Here is a 16,590-nt window from a genome sequence, read left to right as displayed (position 1 = left end):
GGCGTCGTTAAAGGCATGGATAAGTTTGATCTTTCAGCAGCGACATGGACAATCATGCTCCCATACATAAATGTATTCGACTAGGACAAAATAATTGTCAACCATTCTGAAAAACTCCAGGAAAGGATGAACATTTATGAAATATTGGGTTTGCACGCTGCTTCTGATCTTTATACTTACAGGCTGCAACAGTTCTACACGTAATGCCTCGCAGCAACAAGGTCAGCATGCCAAAGGTTACGGAGGAAATGTTACAACTCAGCAAGACCAAAGGAAAGGATCTCACATGCTCAATACTCAGGAAGATCGGTTGCACCCTTCAGCTGTGGACCATCTGACCGAAAATACAGGTGAGGTTCATGAGAAAAACGTTATGGACAACACCAAAGCCGATCGGATGCCAAATGAAAAAAGGGTGACCCACCTCAAAACACTTGCCAAGCAAGTGGAAGGTGTCAAAGATGCCAACTGTGTCATTCTTGGTAATACAGCCGTAGTTGGCATTGATGTCGACGGTGAACTGGAGCGTGCACGAGTAGGTACAATTAAATACTCTGTAGCCGAAGCCCTCCGCAAAGATCCGGAAGGTGTGGATTCCATTGTTACCGCAGATGCTGATGTCACTGAACGCATTAAGGAAATTGGTGAGCATATTCGTCAAGGTCATCCAATATCCGGTTTCGCTTCAGAACTTGCTGACATGGTGGGCCGGATCATTCCCCAACTACCCAAAGATGTCAAAGTCCGTCAAAATCCGGATGAACATGTTGAACGTGAACAACAAATGCAGCAGCTGCATTCTTCAGACAAAAGACAACAAAAAGCCCAGTGATCTCTCACTAGGCTTTTTTCATTGCAGTAAAAACCTGCTCATCTAATTTCTCAGCAGCACGCTGATCATATATTTTGACAAATTGAGGCACAGAAGATAGCTGGGCTCCATAAAAAAGGGCGTTTCTTACCGCTTCAATGGAAATGTCGAAACAGCACATATTAAACGGAACATCCTGTAACGGATTTTGTCGTACGGAAGCACGTCCGTTTACCGCATACACCATCTCTTCTCCAAAAATGGTGACGGTAATAGCCGGGTTCTCGATCATATTGTTCACGAGACGTGAACGATGATCAATCGCCACACGAAGGGTAGAAGCATTCTCCGCATAAATCCAGGAGATTGCTGTTGATGTCGGACCTCCAGATTCAATGTCCACGGTGCTCAAAAGCACAAAGGTTTCGTTCTTGAATTGCTGTAAAAGAGATTCAGTCAATTGTGTGACGGCTTCGGACATCCAACCAGCCCCCTAATCTTCTTTATGCAATTCTTGATTCGTTGTTGATGATATTATAGCATACCATCAAACTTGCTTCCAATCCCAAAAGAATCAATGTTACTCAGCTGTTGGAGATGCTGTTACTTTGCCTGAAAGTGTATCCTGCAACGCCTGTTTGGCATTAGCCAATTCAGTTTCGTTGATATATACATATGGACTTCTCCACTCTCCGGTTACAGGTGTGTAGTGCACATCCGATTTGGAAATATTCCAATAGGTTGAAATGAAGTTCTTCATTTGCTCTGATTCCACATCTGTTGTCATGTTATCGTCAACAGCGCCTATCACTTTACCAATCTTCGTTACGCCTCCCAGTGATTTTAACTGATCCAACATGGAATTCAACACTTGATTCTGACGTTTATTTCGGTCAAAGTCGTTGGATTCATCTGTCTTCGGCTTACAGTTCGATTTACGGTAACGAACAAAATCAAGTGCTTCTTTACCATCCAAATGCTGTGCACCAGCTACCAGGTTAATATCCGTGCCATCGGCCGTATCTTTGTAACACATGTTTTTATCCACTGTCACATCCACGCCACCTACAGCATTAACCGCATCACGGAACGCTTGAAAATTCAATACTGTTGTATAATTGATATCCACATTCAGATATTTTCCCATCATTTCTTTCATTTGGTCCTCTGCATTTTTGCCAGAGGTTTTTTCTTGGGCTTTAAATTTAGGATAATAGGAATTCAATTTATTCGCCTTATATCCATCCAACTGAATACGGGTATCCCGAGGTAAAGATACAATGGTTGCCGTCTTGGTCTCCGGATTCAGAGAAGCTACCATAACCACATCCGAGAGATACGTACCTGTTTCGGGACGGTTATCCGTACCTAGCAGCAACATCGTAATGGGTTTGGTTTTGGCTGACATTCCAGCCGGTACTGGCTTATCAATACCCGTATCAGCTACCTGATTGTATACCCAATAGAGATATCCGCCGCCAACCACAATTGCAATAACCAATAAACTTAAAATCAGTCTGCCAAAGGTTCGCATCTTTTTCTTCTTCTTTGGTTGCTTGCCTTTGCCGTTCTTCGATCCAGAAGCGCCGGATTGAGTCGGTGCCTGTCTCCGTGGAGGCAGTCCGTTCGAATTCGAGTTCATATCTTCAACACCTTTATCACATCTGTTTTGGCCTATATATAAGACAACCGCTTTCCCTAAGGAAAACGGATGGTCTATACTATACAGAATTTATGAGTTTCGAGCGGCAGCTTCCGCTTTTTTCTTTTGACGACCTTCAATAAAATAACGCACTCTCACTAACAACATCAAACCAACCGCGACCAACAAACATTGAATGATGGGCAGCTTGTCGATCTGAAAAATAAGAAGCATGAATGTGCCCATCGCCATCAAAATATAGAGAACGATTTCCTTACCAAGTGGCAATTTCTGACGTACCCGAAACACCTTGTTATATACGTAAGTAATCAATACAAAGATGACGATGTAGGCTACGATCGGGTGTGATGCGAACCATGCTTGCATGCACAGCCAGCTCCTTTCGTGTTCATGCTAGGATATAAGTTAATTGGTTGATGGAGCACCACCAACAACATTAATTACAAAGCTCTGCATGTGACCGTTTCGGATTCGGATCGTTCTTTTGGTCGCTGTTATCCCCAGATTTTTTGATCCATTTACTCAATGGTAAAATCCGGGGATAAAGGCGAACGCTTCGCTCCGGCAGAATCGATTCCGTATCCTCCACTACTTTAGTGGGTTGTAATCAACGCCGATGGTGCATATGTGTTCCATCAAACGTTAACTTATATAGTTTATTTTGTTGTTATTAGGCTTTCGAAGCCATTTTACGTTGTTTCTCAGCACGCTCACGCTCGGATTTATTCAGGATCTTCTTACGAAGACGAATAGATTTCGGTGTAATCTCACAATATTCATCTTCATTCAGATATTCAAGCGCCTGTTCCAACGAGAAGATAATCGGAGTTTTAATTTTAACCGTATCATCTTTACCAGAAGAACGAACGTTAGTCAGTTGTTTTTCTTTGCAGATGTTAACAACGATATCATTGTCACGTGTATGTTCACCAACAATCATACCTTCGTAGATTTCAGTACCCGGCTCCAAGAAGAGCGTACCGCGATCCTCAACGCCCATCATGCCATAGAACGTAGATGTACCAGTTTCAGTTGAGATCAGCACGCCTTGGTGACGTCCACCTACTTGACCGGATACTACTGGAGCGTAGCTGTCAAATGCATGGTTCATTACACCGTAACCACGAGTCAATGTCAGGAAGTTGGTGCTATATCCGATCAAACCACGTGCTGGGATCAGGAACTCCAGACGAACTTGGCCACTACCTGTGTTGACCATGTTAACCATCTCTGCTTTACGTGCGCCCAGGCTCTCCATTACGGAACCCATGCTTTCTTCAGGGATATCAATCAACAAGCGCTCTAGAGGTTCCATTTTCTTACCGTCAACTTCTTTAACGATAACTTCTGGTTTGGATACTTGAAGCTCATATCCTTCACGACGCATATTTTCAATCAGGATACCTAAGTGAAGCTCACCACGTCCAGAAACGACAAATGCATCCGGGCTATCCGTTTCGTCAACACGAAGGGAAACGTCTGTTTCCAATTCTTTTAACAAACGCTCACGAAGTTTACGGGAAGTTACCCATTTACCTTCACGACCTGCAAATGGACTGTTGTTCACGAGGAACGTCATTTGCAGTGTAGGCTCATCAATTTTCAAAACTGGAAGTGCTTCAGGATTGTTTGGATCAGCGATGGTTTCACCAATGTTGATGTCCTTGATTCCTGCAATCGCGACGATGTCACCTGCTCCTGCTTCTTCCGTCTCAATACGTTTGAGACCCTGGAAACCGAACAGTTTCTCGATACGTGCAGTTTTGCTCTTACCATCACGCATAATAACCGTTACCGATTGTCCTTGACGGATCACACCGCGGTTAACACGACCAATGGCAATACGGCCAAGGTATTCATTGTAGTCCATCAAAGTAACGAGGAATTGAAGTGGTTCTTCAACATTTTCGGTAGGGTGTGGGATGTGACTAACGATGGTATTGTAGATCGCCATCATGTTGTCATCCTGTTTAGCAGGATCACTTTCCATGCTGGATGTTCCGTTCAATGCGGAAGCATATACAACAGGGAATTCAAGTTGTTGATCGTTGGCACCCAGTTCAATGAACAGGTCCAATACTTCATCAATTACCTCAGCCGGACGAGCCGCTGGACGGTCAATTTTGTTTACAACAACGATAGGTGTAAGGTTGTGCTCCAGTGCTTTACGCAATACAAATTTCGTTTGCGGCATACATCCTTCATAAGCATCAACAACGAGCAATACGCCGTCAACCATTTTCATGATACGTTCCACTTCACCACCGAAGTCGGCGTGTCCTGGTGTATCCACAATATTGATCAGGTAATCTTTATAGGTAATAGCTGTGTTTTTGGCCAGAATCGTAATACCGCGTTCACGCTCCAAATCGTTGGAGTCCATTGCGCGCTCCTGTACCGTTTCGTGATCACGGAAAGTACCGGATTGCTGGAGCAACTTGTCGACGAGCGTTGTTTTCCCGTGGTCGACGTGGGCAATAATCGCAATATTGCGAATGTGTTCTCTTGAATGCATGGTTTGTATCCATATCCTTTCCAATTTCAATTCTTATCTACTAAACTTCCCGCAAATTCGCAGGTTACTCACCCAAAATAAGCGTCGGTGATATCCCGACGCATGCCTATATCCCTTATATTATAGTTGATCATAGGTAAAAATCAAGATATTTCGCTTGAAAGACCGCTGGGAATGTTACCAGCCTCTCCCTTGGCGTCCTCGACCAAACAGCAACCACATCCCGCCTACAATTAAAATTACTGCCAGAACGTAGATAATACCGGTGTGAAGCAGTGTAAATCCAAATAAAATAATTGAAAGGATGCCCACGCCCAATGCAACCGGAAGTACCATTGCAGGTCTTCGATGATCAGCCAGTGCATATTCAAGCAAACCAACGGCAATTCCAAGCAAAAAAGCAGGCCACAGGTTGCTCATCAATCCGCTGCCCCATGTATTGGTGATTCCGAACAACAGACCATAGACGGTTAATGTTCCTGCTGGAACGAGTGACCATGATGGCGTGAGCCTTGCATAATATAATGCATGAAGAGCAATACCAGGCAACAAGATGAGCAAAGGCCAGAAGTGCCGTCCAATAAAGCCAAACACACCAAGTTTCCCGAGTAAAATTATTAAACCTGCAATAAAAATAAATATTCCGATTGCTTTTTCATTTCTCATCCTCATCTACAATCACCTCTTATAACATTTGGCTATGTACCCCGTAAGCTAAACTATAAACTTTCCATGATGACTGAATGTTCCCAGCCTTCTTCTAGTGTAGCCGATGTGTATACAAAAAACTACACTTTATGTCGTACTTCGCCTCTCTCCATTATCCTGTATTACCCTAAAATGATCGGTCTATGACTTATTCAAGTTCACCCATTTCTTCTGAACAAATAAATACTGCAAAAAACTGCCCTTTACGGGCAGTTCGCCAGAAAATTCACATTTCCATTTGCTCAAATCAACTTACACGTTTCGACGAACGAACTTGTGTGCTCCTCCAATGGCGATTACAAGACAAGCCATAGCTACAGGAAGCAGTGTATGTGCCTCAGCTGCCAAGCCACCAAGCCACTGTCCCAGCTTCGGATCATTCATCACCATCTCACCTGCTGTGAAGGCCAGAATACCTGAACCGGCAAATACCAGAATCGGAAACCGCTTCAACAAACCGACAATCAACCCGCTGCCCCACACCACAATCGGAATACTTATGGCAATCCCGATGACTGTAAGCGCCAAGTCCCCATCCGCGAGAGCAGCAATCGCGAGAACATTATCCAGACTCATGACAAAGTCAGCAATCAAAATAGTTTGGATCGCTTTCCAGGTCGTGGACGCCTTACGAATATGTACTTCATCTTCATTCTGAAGCAGCAGCTTGACAGCAATCCAGAGCAACAGCAAACCGCCGGCAGCCTGAATAAAAGGAATACCCAACAGCAGTACGGCTGCAAAGGTTAACAAACAGCGCAAAACTACAGCGCCGAAAGCCCCCCACCATACCGCCTGCTTGCGCTGTCTCACCGGCAAATCCTTGCTTGCAAGCGCAATAACAACCGCATTATCTCCACTCAGAACCAGATTGATCATTAATATTTCGGTCAACAGCCATAGCGTATCCATGCTTCTCCCCCCCACTCTAACTTGTATGTCAAAGTTGTCCATGCTATTCTTAAACGTTGAACAAGCTTTCTGAGGTTTGGATATATAGAAGGAGTGACATCGTATGGAGCTGTTTAGCCCCGCTTTTTGGCTAGCGTTGTTGAACGTTGTATTTATTGATCTAATTCTGGCTGGCGATAATGCCATCGTGATTGGTCTCGCAGCTCGAAATTTGCACCCTTCTGTGCAGAAAAGGGCGATTCTTTACGGAACAGGCGGCGCACTTTTAATTCGTATTGTAGCCACTGTGATTGTGCTCTGGCTGCTTAAAGTGCCTTGGCTGCTTCTTGTTGGGGGATTACTCCTGATCTGGATTGCGTACAAGCTATTGGCAGATCAAGGGGAAGAGCATTCGGATATCAAGGCTGGCAGTTCTCTCTGGGTAGCCGTGCGAACCATTGTCATTGCTGACGCTGCCATGGGACTGGATAACGTCATCGCCGTTGCTGGTGCAGCACAACAGCATTTGGTACTGGTTATACTCGGACTGCTGATCAGTGTACCTATTATCGTGTGGGGCAGTACGTTGTTTATCAAATTAATTAACCGTTTCCCTTGGATTATTTATCTTGGAGCCATCGTGCTGGGATATACGGCTTCCAATATGATCACAGAGGAACACCGCCTTGTTCCTTTCTTCACTGAGCATCCTGCACTTAGAATCTTATTTATCGTCCTCGTCACTGCTGGTGTCGTGTTTGCAGGATATCGTAAACGTGCAAGCAGCAATAAACCAGGTGGAGAGCGGCAGCATTCGTATTCCTAAGCTTTAAATAAGTGAAATTCCCATCAGCCACAACCATAAAAAGGACTGACCGATAATACATCGGCCAGTCCTTTTTCTTCATGCAGATAACATAGTGCTTATTATGTCATTCAATCCAGAATGCAGTTTCTCAGAACCACTCTTCTTTCATGTCATTAACTTCATCCTGTTGATTGGTTATCATAAAGTTTTCACCTGCATGCAGCGTAATTGTTTCTGTCTTCTCCACCGCCTGCTCCACCCATTCCGGTAGTTGACTCATAGTCGCTTCGATTTTGTCCACAATGCGAAGATTCGGGTTCGTTGTTGGGGACTTCGGTACAAAAAGAGTACAACAATCCTCATATGGCAGAATCGATATATCATACGTTCCGATCTGTTTGGACAGAGTAATAATCTCCTGCTTGTCCATCATGACAAGTGGTCGCAGCAACGGCAGATCCGTCGCACGTCCAATGACATTCATGCTTGGCAGGGTCTGGCTTGCTACCTGACCCAGACTCTCTCCGGTAATCAGTGCAAGCGCGCGCTCACGTTCAGCTAGCTTGGTTGCAATACGTAACATGGAGCGGCGCATCAGTGTGATGATCAAGTTATCCTGTCCCAGTTGGGTAAAGGCTGTTTGAATTTCCGTAAAAGGAACCAGATGCAGCTTAATTGTGCCTGCATGATCAGCAAGTGCACGCGCCAAATCAATGACCTTTTCTTTGGCACGCTGGCTCGTGAACGGATAACTGTAAAAATGTACACATTCCACTTCCAGGCCTCTACGCATCGAAGACCATGCAGCTACAGGGCTGTCTATGCCACCCGATAGTAATAGCATCGCTTTTCCATTTGTACCCAAGGGAAATCCACCTACGGCCGGAATGACTTCACTGAAGATATACGTGCCCTGATCCCTGATTTCCACACGTAGTTCAATGTCAGGTTGACGCACGTCTACACTTAACTGCTGGAATTTCCGAAGAATCGGAGAACCCACTAGATGGTTCATTTCATGCGAAGAGTTGGGGAACTCTTTCCATACACGCCGCGCATTAACTTTGAATGTGGTACCGTCTTTGAATTCAGACTCTCTCTCATCCATAAAAGCAACGGCAGTCTCCACGATTTGATCAGTTTCAGATGGAGTCACTTTAACGGGACTGATCGACGTAACGCCGAATACTCGTTTCAGCACAGCAATCAGTTCTGTATGAGATTCACCACCCAGATCAACATACAACCGTCCAAACTCCTTCCGCAGACTTGCACCTGGGTAAGGTTTGAGCAGAGAACGTACCTGGGTGATGATTGTTTTTTCGAACCGGGCACGGTTTTTTCCTTTTAACATAAACTCTCCGAAGCGGAGAAGCAGCATATCATATTTCATCTAAAATCACATCCGCCTTTCCAACGGGCGCAGCTGCGCCACCATCTGATGTAAAGCCTGCTCCAGCAGTGCCACATCTTCTTCTGTATGTTCATCTCCAAGACTAATACGCAATCCACCAGCAGCACAAGCATTATCCCTGCCCATAGCAAGCAATACCCTGCTGGGTTCAGCCGATCGCGAAGAGCAAGCAGATTGTGTAGAAACAGTTACTCCAAGTTGTTCAAGGGTATGCAGCGCCACTTCTGCCTTCATTCCAGGATAGGAAAAATGAACAATGTGCGGAGCACCCTCTTTACGACTATTTAACACAAGTCCGGGAATCGTATCTATGACCTCCATAATACGATTTCGCAAAATCGTTGTACGTTGTGCAAAGTCAGCCTGACGTTCCGCAGCGAGACGCATCGCCTTCGCCATACCCACAAGCAAAGGTACGTTTTCAGTTCCCGCTCTCAGTCCCTGTTCTTGAGAACCCCCTGACAATAAAGGGGTAAGCTCCACTCCACTTCGTACGTAGAGAAGTCCAGCTCCTTTGGGACCACGAATCTTGTGAGCAGACAAGCTGTACAAATCTGCGCCCCATGCCGCAGGTTTAGCCTCTATCTTGCCAAAACCCTGCACGCCATCCACATGAAAAAGCACCTTTGGTGCTTCCTTCTTCAGTCGTGCACCAATTTCAGCAATTGGATGTATCGCTCCTGTTTCATTGTTCACATGCATCAGACTCACAAGCACCGTATCCGATCGTATAGCATCCATTGCCTGCTGGGCGCTAACCAGACCATCGGAATCCACGGGAAGCCAAGTGACCTCCCAGCCCCACTGCTGTAGCTGCACAAAACTCTCGTATACTGAAGCATGTTCCGTTGCAGTTGTAATGATGTGTTTGCCCCGAGACTGGTAATGTAATGCCGCCCCTTTAATAGCAAGATTGTTGCTCTCAGTTGCGCCTGAGGTAAATACGATTTCTTCTGGTTTCACATCAATGGCGGCGGCACAACCAGATCGCGCTCGGCGCAACAGTTGATGGGCTCGCTCACCATATCCATGTATTGAAGACGGATTCCCATATTGGGCCTCCATAATCTCGGCCATTGTACGAACGACATCCGGATGAGGAGGCGTTGTTGCCGCATAATCAAAATATTTCAAATGAGGTTCCCCTCCTTGTCTGTTCGTTGTGGAATCTACAGTGAGCATTGTAACACGATCCCCGCTCAACACAAAAAGACCAAACAGGAACTAAGCACATTTAAGGCTGCTGTTCCCGCGTTTGATCTCTTCCTAGACGTACTGTTGTGTTGCCATTTCTGTCGTTTATACCATTTATACCGTATATTTCGACTGTGCTTTCTCCACTTTGGAAATATAAGCCTGTGTTTCCGAAGGGAGGCGGTTAAGTACACTCATCAGTTCAGCGTCACTCGATACACCCAGACTCGAAACCCGTCCCGGGCCGGCATTATAAGCAGCAAGTGCCATCTTCACCTCGCCACCAAAACGCTGAAGCTGGAGAGATAGGTATTTGGTTCCACCATCTATATTTTGAGCGGGATCGTAAGCGTTACTTACTCCCAACCCTGCTGCCGTACCATCCATCAACTGCATTAGTCCTTTGGCACCTGCGGAAGACACAACATTCGGATTGAAACCGGATTCAGTGTCAATGACCGCCTTGATCAATGATTCAGGCACCCCATATTTGGCGCTCGCCGAAGCAATCAAAGATTCAAAATCAGTAGGAACAGATGCACTCGAATCCCCTGTTCCAGTATTTAACAGGGAAGATAAAGAAACCACATTACTGTTCGAGGAAGAAACAGAACTTGTATCTGGGTTATACATACTGCCCAGTTGCAGCCACAACAGACCGTCACTGGATCGTTTGGAGATCGCAGCAGAATTCACGTCTTCGCCAACGGTACCAGTATTGTTCAAAGTATTTGAATTCGTCCCGAGCAGCCCGTCCATCATACTGGCAAAATCCACTGTTGAAGCGGAGTTTCCGTCTGATGCATTTGTTTCGTTGAGACTATTGGACAATTGCAGTTCCAGCAACTGCCGCGACGCGCGCGGATCAATCTGCATGAGTTATATTCACTCCCGTATAATGTAAACGTAGATTATGACTTTATTCTACATTATTTTACAGAGAGGTTCCATTGTTTTCAAAAAAATAGACCGATCATACAACTTTATTTCGCACATGCGAAAAAACCTTCTGCAATCCCCATTTAATTAAGGTGGGAGCAGAAGGCTGCAAATAATAAGCTCATATCCTGTTTGGTTAAGCACTTGTGTATTGATTGTTACATCATGTTTGTGCTTTATTAACGGGCGAATGGAATCATGAAGAAATAGCTGAGTGTTGCCACTGCGCCAAGTCCGATGGACCACGCACCCGCCGTTTTCCGGCCATTGACGTAAGCGTAGTAACCAAGTACCGCTGCAGCTGGACCAAGGACAATGGACCACATAAATAAGGATGCGATACCAAAGGCCAGACCCATATATCCGGAGATTCGGCCAGTAGATTTCATAACACCGTCTTCATCTTCACGCTTCACAGGGGTATGATCTGTTCTTTCCGTAGGTTCTGTTCGAATAGAACCTGTTGGGGGCGCTACCTCTGCGCCATACTCTTCTCTGTGGCTACGTCTTGGATAGTCTACACGCTGACGCTGCTTTTCATCTAACGGAGTCGTTTTTGGACGTTGGAACGATTGATCATCTCTACGGTCATTATTCATTGCAAAGCACCTCCATATAAATGGGAATGACTGCTCATTTCGGTTTGAATGTGTGACAGCAAGTCGCAGATGAAGTACGGGCATGATCGTGATGATCGGAATCAAAAGTCTCTCCTGCAAATTCCTCATGTAAGCGACGGGTGGCATGTTGGTCGATGTCAATCATGATGGCATCAGCCTGGCAGAAATTGTTTTCTCCCCAGAAGTGGCAGTTAGCAACACTGCATTTGACGATCGGCTTCTCTTGGCTCATTTTTATCACCTCGACATCTATTGTCTCCGCACCGCAAATCGGCTATTCTCCAACGAAATGCCAGATGATGACATGATCCATGCCAGTTGAAGATAACGCAAAAAAACCGCCACAAGGGCGGTTTTGTCCAATTCGTATATAAGTTGAAAATGTAATTACGCGTGATTGCGTTGGTTTTGCATGCGACGCTGCGTTAGGTAGTCACTTTCATAAAAAGCCAAATCATCGCGCAGTTCTTCGTACGTTTTGGATATCTCAAGAATGACATCACGTACTGCTCGAATTGGCTTATCACGGAAACGGATTGCATCCTGACCAGTGTAAGCGTATCTTCCATCTTCGGAGTAACATTCATTTTTAGGATAGAAAAAGCTGTTTATGCTTTGATGATATGTGTTATAGAGAGCCTTTTCGGCAAAATCGACATCAAAATTGGCACGACGCAGCACAACGCCAAGTTTTTCGTAAGAAACTTCAGAAAAAACGAGCAAATGACGGAGATCCGAAAGAAATCCTTTGTAGAAGGCTGATGATTCCTCCGTCTGATTCTGATCCAGTTCAGGCAAGGCATTTTCATTCAAAAATTTTTCGATCCGATCGATAGCCGGTTTTAACTTTTCCCTAGTTGACTCACATGTTTTCTGTACATTGGCTGCTGACATAAAGGTAGCTCCCCCTTAAATAAGTCCTTACATATAGATCGGCCAACGGGAGGTTCTCCCCTGACCTTGAATTCTCAGGTACTATCCTACCATAAAAAGTTGACGAGCGGTATCCCTTAATCAGGCTTTCCCTTTCTGTTCCTGAACATGCCCATTACACACAGCTCACCTGATGTTCACCTGCATAAAAATAACCGCTTTTCCTAACGATAGATATATCCAGTGACAACGATGAAATCAGAGCACTGTAAGATGATTGTCAAAATAAACGAGGAGGTTCCATCCTTATGTCCAGACCGAAATGGGTTAACTGGGCCATTGCCGCGGGTGCGGGCGCACTTGCCTTGACGCTTTTGCTTCCAACATCCAATCGCCCTGTTCCTGCTCCAAGTGCCATGCCCGATTCTCCACACGAGGAACATGCGAGCAAACAACGTCTTAAAGTCCAGGATGTAAAGTCAACCGATCTGCTCACCCGTGCAGATGCCAAACAGCACCTCAGCATCATGCTTGAGAAGACCTCCAAAATGAATGATGTGCAAATAAGTCAATACGTTAAAGAGCTACAACAAACACATGATCATATACGGTCTATTGATGTAATGAATACCAAGGGATCACGCAGTCGGCACTTTGACAAAACAGCAGCAAAAGGAAGTAAAATGGAACAGCAAAAGCTGGAACATTCTCTCGCCCTAGCCAAGAAAGCAGTGAGCAAACGTCAAAGCTTCGAGTCTTCTTCCTTTCCTCTGGGCAAGGAAAAGTTTTTTGTTATGGCGCAGCCCTCCAAGGATGGAGAACGTGCCGTCATCGCTCTCTTTAGCCAAAATGTACTGAATGCCGTGGAACAGCATCAGCGCAAAAATTTGCGCATGATTCCTTATCCGCGTGAAGGAAAATTCAAAATCGAGTCTGTGCACCCCGACACCCTTAAAGAAATCACTGTAAAAACAGGACATGATAATGCCAATGCCAGCCATTTTTACGAAAATGAAATCGTCATTCGGTTCCGTCAGGATCCAGGTGAACGGGATATGCGCATCATTAAATCTGACCTGCGGACGCAATCGGCTCGCAAGCTGGGATACACGTATGTTTTTCGGTCGGAACATATGAATTATGAACAATTACATGCTTATTTCGAACGTAAATGGAATCCGCTATATATGGAACCCCACTACATGTATTTAACCAATGAAACCGTTCCTGAACAAAAAGATGTAACCGTGCCCAATGATATTTTGTTTTCCGATTACCAATGGAACTTGCCCGCCATTGAGACTAACCGCGGCTGGAATATTACGAAGGGCAACAAAGATGTTATCGTTGCGGTGGTAGACACCGGCGTTGATCTGACTCATCCCGATCTGAAGGGTAAGCTGCTGAAAGGTTATAACGTTGTCGATCCGGCGAGCCAACCGCTTGATGACGTAGGCCATGGTACACATGTAGCAGGCATCATCGGCGCTGTTGTGAATAACAACGAAGGTGTAGCAGGCATGAGTTGGTATAACAAGGTACTGCCTGTTAAAGTGCTGGACAATTCGGGTTCAGGCACAACCTATGCTGTGGCCGAAGGTATCATTTGGGCTGCTGACCATGGAGCCAAGGTCATTAACATGAGTCTGGGTAACTACGCCGATGCCCAATTTCTTCATGATGCTATCAAATACGCTTTTGATCGCGACATCGTATTAATTGCAGCGACCGGTAACGACAATACGGAACGACCGGGATATCCCGCCGCTTATCCGGAAGTATTTGCAGTATCTGCTACGGATCCGGACATGAACAAAGCTTCCTATTCCAACTACGGGGATTACGTCGATGTGACGGCTCCAGGGTCCAGCATTGCAAGTACGTATCCGAACAACCAATATGCAGCCTTGTCCGGAACGTCGATGGCCAGCCCCCATGTAGCGGCACTTGCAGGCTTGATTCGCTCACTCAACCCTGATCTGACCAATACAGAAGTGATGGATCTCATGCGTCAAAGCGTCATAGATCTGGGAGACCCAGGTCATGACAAGTATTTCGGTTATGGTCAAATCGATGTGTTTAAAGCATTGGAGGCGGCCTCTGGCAACAGTGCCCCACTTCAATTTTGGCCGCAACATGTGAGACAGCAAATGGACAATACAATGAAAAAGTACATCAAACAATAACCGCTCACTGGATATAAAAAAACAAAAGCAGCTGCGCCCCGGGGCGTATGCTGCTCTTTGGTATGTTCACCTATTTCCCCGGGGCACCCGCTGCACTAGCGTTTGCGAGAAGTTGTGCGGGATTTGCTTGATTTTTTCACGGATTTTTTCTTACCGTTGTGGCTTGAAACATAACAAGGATCTTCTTCTTTGACTACGACAGGATACATGTGATGATGGATTGGCACACAGTGATGTTTTTTGATGACTTCAATCGGGTGAATTACGGGTACGATTTGTGGGATGTAGTAATCTTCAACAACCTGGATTGGGTCACATACAATCGGACAAAGCGGTGGACAGAAATGGTTCATTTCAAACCAACTCCCTTTCAAGTGATACTATAACGTATTGCACTGGGTCCGATGTGGATTGGATGTATGTCCGTGTTCCGAAAATTTATATAAGCGGGAGCCTGTCCGCCGTTGCCCCACCCTGTTGCGGTGTAATGTTATTAATGACCATACATAATACCCGCAGCCCTTCGCATAACAGCTCCTGATTCGTAACCGTGAAGCAAATCCGTAGACTCGCCGTATCCGTTTCCCCCACATAACAAGCAGAGCCTGGCAAAAAAGAAACACCTGCGGCAAGTGACTGGCGGTGCAGTTCACGCATATCCAAACCATCTGGCAATTGCAGCCACAAGTTTAGTCCTCCATCAGGCAAAGTCCAGTACATCCCGGGAGAACCATGTTCCTCCAGTACCGCTGATGCGGCAAGAAGCCGGGAATATAACTCATCCCTCAATCGCGCTGTATACGCACTGTATTGATGCTGTATAAACGATTGCAACGCCTTTTGTGTAAGCAGCGGACTTCCGAGATCCGCAGTGGATTTGGCGGCAACAAGTCGGGTGAGCACACTTCCGTCTGCAACCGCACACGCCACACGACAGCCGGGAGACAATACTTTGCTGAAGCTCTTGATATATATCACATGGCCCGTCCCATCCATCGATTTAATGGAAGCAGGGGGAGGATCACGGAAATACAGGTCGGCGAACGGATCATCCTCTAGGATGAGACAATGATAACTTTGAGCAAGGTTAAGCAGTTGCGCACGCCGTTTGGCACTCATCGTAATGCCTGTGGGGTTGTGAAACGTAGGAATGGTGTATATCAACTTAGGCGGGTATGTATCACACAATCGGGTTAATAAATCAATACGCATACCATCGTCATCCATCGGCACCGTAATAATCTTCGCTCCTCTGCTTGTGAACACATCAATGGCTCCCGTATAGCTCGGTGCTTCCATGTAAACAACATCACCAGGACCAACAAACGTACGCGCGACAAGATCGATTCCCTGCTGGGTACCGCTCGTAATCAGCATCCGTTCAGGTATTACCCGCAAACCTCTTTCTGCAAAATGCCCGGAAAACGTCTGACGAAGTTCTCGGTCCCCCTGAAAGGACCCATAGGCTGCCATGCGCTCTGGATGATTCGAGGAAAGCCGGTAAGCACTATCGATGATCTCTCGTGTTGGCAACAATTCAGGCTGAATTGCCGACATATGCAGCTCATATCTAACTTGTGGAGATGCATCAAAATGTCTCCAGAGCTGAGCTCTGGGCAGGTAATCCACAAGAGCCATCTGCCAGTTCCAAGGTGTGCTGGATTCATTCTTTGCATGAGTACGGTGAGTTCTCTCCATATCCTCCGTTTTCTCCAGCTCTTGCGCGCCCCGGACATAACATCCCTTCCCCTGGGAACATGTAATCAGCTGTATGGCTTCGAGCTCGGCATAAGCTTTGGACACGGTGACCAAGCTGACGCCCAGATCAGTCGTCATTTTACGAACCGACGGCAGACGGGTTCCAGGCTCGATTAGTCCAGACCTTATTCGGTCAGCAAGTGTAAGGGCAATCTGAACATACAATTTGGTGCTGCTTCCCCGTTTCAATTCAATATGCACACATGCACC

Annotated in this window: 17 protein-coding genes; 3 read left to right on the top strand and 14 right to left on the bottom strand. The window is 45.9% G+C overall.

What is annotated here, in order from left to right; genetic code table 11:
* Nucleotides 1-136: 136 nt before the first annotated feature.
* Nucleotides 137-832 carry a YhcN/YlaJ family sporulation lipoprotein gene (locus CS562_RS24405; protein ID WP_064636421.1) on the top strand — a complete coding sequence of 232 codons (696 nt, stop codon included), beginning with the start codon at nt 137-139 and terminating at the stop codon, nt 830-832.
* 7 nt (nt 833-839) lie between these two features.
* Here CS562_RS24405 and CS562_RS24400 read toward each other — a convergent pair whose 3' ends face one another.
* From CS562_RS24400 to CS562_RS24375, 6 genes are all read right to left on the bottom strand, one after another.
* A complete protein-coding gene (locus CS562_RS24400; protein WP_063567005.1) occupies nt 840-1,292 on the bottom strand; it encodes a pyridoxamine 5'-phosphate oxidase family protein in 453 nt (150 codons plus the stop codon).
* A gap of 99 nt (nt 1,293-1,391) precedes the next feature.
* Complete coding sequence (locus CS562_RS24395; protein WP_076288112.1) at nt 1,392-2,453, bottom strand: LCP family protein; 1,062 nt, start codon at nt 2,451-2,453, stop codon at nt 1,392-1,394.
* 90 nt (nt 2,454-2,543) lie between these two features.
* On the bottom strand, nt 2,544-2,840 hold the full coding sequence (locus tag CS562_RS24390; RefSeq protein ID WP_036614990.1) for a YlaH-like family protein: 297 nt from the start codon (nt 2,838-2,840) through the stop codon (nt 2,544-2,546).
* 304 nt (nt 2,841-3,144) lie between these two features.
* Complete coding sequence (typA, locus tag CS562_RS24385; RefSeq protein ID WP_076288111.1) at nt 3,145-4,989, bottom strand: translational GTPase TypA; 1,845 nt, start codon at nt 4,987-4,989, stop codon at nt 3,145-3,147.
* Between the two features lie 177 nt (nt 4,990-5,166).
* Nucleotides 5,167-5,661, bottom strand: a complete 495-nt coding sequence (locus CS562_RS24380) for a hypothetical protein (protein ID WP_076288110.1) — start codon at nt 5,659-5,661, stop codon at nt 5,167-5,169.
* Nucleotides 5,662-5,949: 288 nt separating this feature from the next.
* On the bottom strand, nt 5,950-6,609 hold the full coding sequence (locus CS562_RS24375; RefSeq protein ID WP_076288109.1) for a TerC family protein: 660 nt from the start codon (nt 6,607-6,609) through the stop codon (nt 5,950-5,952).
* 103 nt (nt 6,610-6,712) lie between these two features.
* On the opposite strand from CS562_RS24375, the gene CS562_RS24370 reads away from it, so the two are divergent.
* Nucleotides 6,713-7,414 (top strand): TerC family protein, encoded by a 702-nt coding sequence (locus tag CS562_RS24370; RefSeq protein ID WP_062326458.1) that lies wholly within the window; start codon nt 6,713-6,715, stop codon nt 7,412-7,414.
* Nucleotides 7,415-7,544: 130 nt separating this feature from the next.
* Here CS562_RS24370 and thiI read toward each other — a convergent pair whose 3' ends face one another.
* From thiI to CS562_RS24340, 6 genes are all read right to left on the bottom strand, one after another.
* Nucleotides 7,545-8,789, bottom strand: coding sequence for a tRNA uracil 4-sulfurtransferase ThiI (gene thiI / locus CS562_RS24365; protein WP_099858464.1), 1,245 nt, complete (start codon nt 8,787-8,789; stop codon nt 7,545-7,547).
* Nucleotides 8,790-8,795: 6 nt separating this feature from the next.
* Nucleotides 8,796-9,944 (bottom strand): cysteine desulfurase family protein, encoded by a 1,149-nt coding sequence (locus tag CS562_RS24360; RefSeq protein ID WP_099858463.1) that lies wholly within the window; start codon nt 9,942-9,944, stop codon nt 8,796-8,798.
* 174 nt (nt 9,945-10,118) lie between these two features.
* Nucleotides 10,119-10,880: a lytic transglycosylase domain-containing protein gene (locus CS562_RS24355; protein WP_076288106.1), complete on the bottom strand. Its 762-nt coding sequence runs from the start codon at nt 10,878-10,880 to the stop codon at nt 10,119-10,121.
* 242 nt (nt 10,881-11,122) lie between these two features.
* A complete protein-coding gene (locus CS562_RS24350) occupies nt 11,123-11,542 on the bottom strand; it encodes a hypothetical protein (protein WP_076288105.1) in 420 nt (139 codons plus the stop codon).
* A gap of 34 nt (nt 11,543-11,576) precedes the next feature.
* The gene (locus CS562_RS24345; protein WP_064636410.1) at nt 11,577-11,795 is read right to left on the bottom strand and encodes a DUF1540 domain-containing protein; all 219 of its coding nucleotides are present in this window, start codon (nt 11,793-11,795) and stop codon (nt 11,577-11,579) included.
* Between the two features lie 155 nt (nt 11,796-11,950).
* Nucleotides 11,951-12,457, bottom strand: a complete 507-nt coding sequence (locus CS562_RS24340) for a YpuI family protein (protein ID WP_063567014.1) — start codon at nt 12,455-12,457, stop codon at nt 11,951-11,953.
* Between the two features lie 287 nt (nt 12,458-12,744).
* On the opposite strand from CS562_RS24340, the gene CS562_RS24335 reads away from it, so the two are divergent.
* Entirely contained in the window at nt 12,745-14,622 is a 1,878-nt protein-coding gene (locus CS562_RS24335) for a S8 family peptidase (RefSeq protein ID WP_099858462.1), read from the top strand.
* Nucleotides 14,623-14,717: 95 nt separating this feature from the next.
* On the opposite strand, the gene CS562_RS24330 is transcribed toward CS562_RS24335, so the two are convergent.
* On the bottom strand, nt 14,718-14,975 hold the full coding sequence (locus CS562_RS24330) for a hypothetical protein (RefSeq protein ID WP_064636406.1): 258 nt from the start codon (nt 14,973-14,975) through the stop codon (nt 14,718-14,720).
* An 85-nt stretch (nt 14,976-15,060) separates the two neighbouring features.
* On the bottom strand, nt 15,061-16,581 hold the full coding sequence (gene pdxR / locus CS562_RS24325) for a MocR-like pyridoxine biosynthesis transcription factor PdxR (protein ID WP_099858461.1): 1,521 nt from the start codon (nt 16,579-16,581) through the stop codon (nt 15,061-15,063).
* Between the last annotated feature and the right edge of the window lie 9 nt (nt 16,582-16,590).

The sequence above is a fragment of the Paenibacillus sp. LK1 genome (assembly GCF_002750415.1).
Lineage (GTDB): Bacteria > Bacillota > Bacilli > Paenibacillales > Paenibacillaceae > Paenibacillus > Paenibacillus taichungensis.
This window is presented reverse-complemented; position numbering and strand designations above follow the sequence as displayed.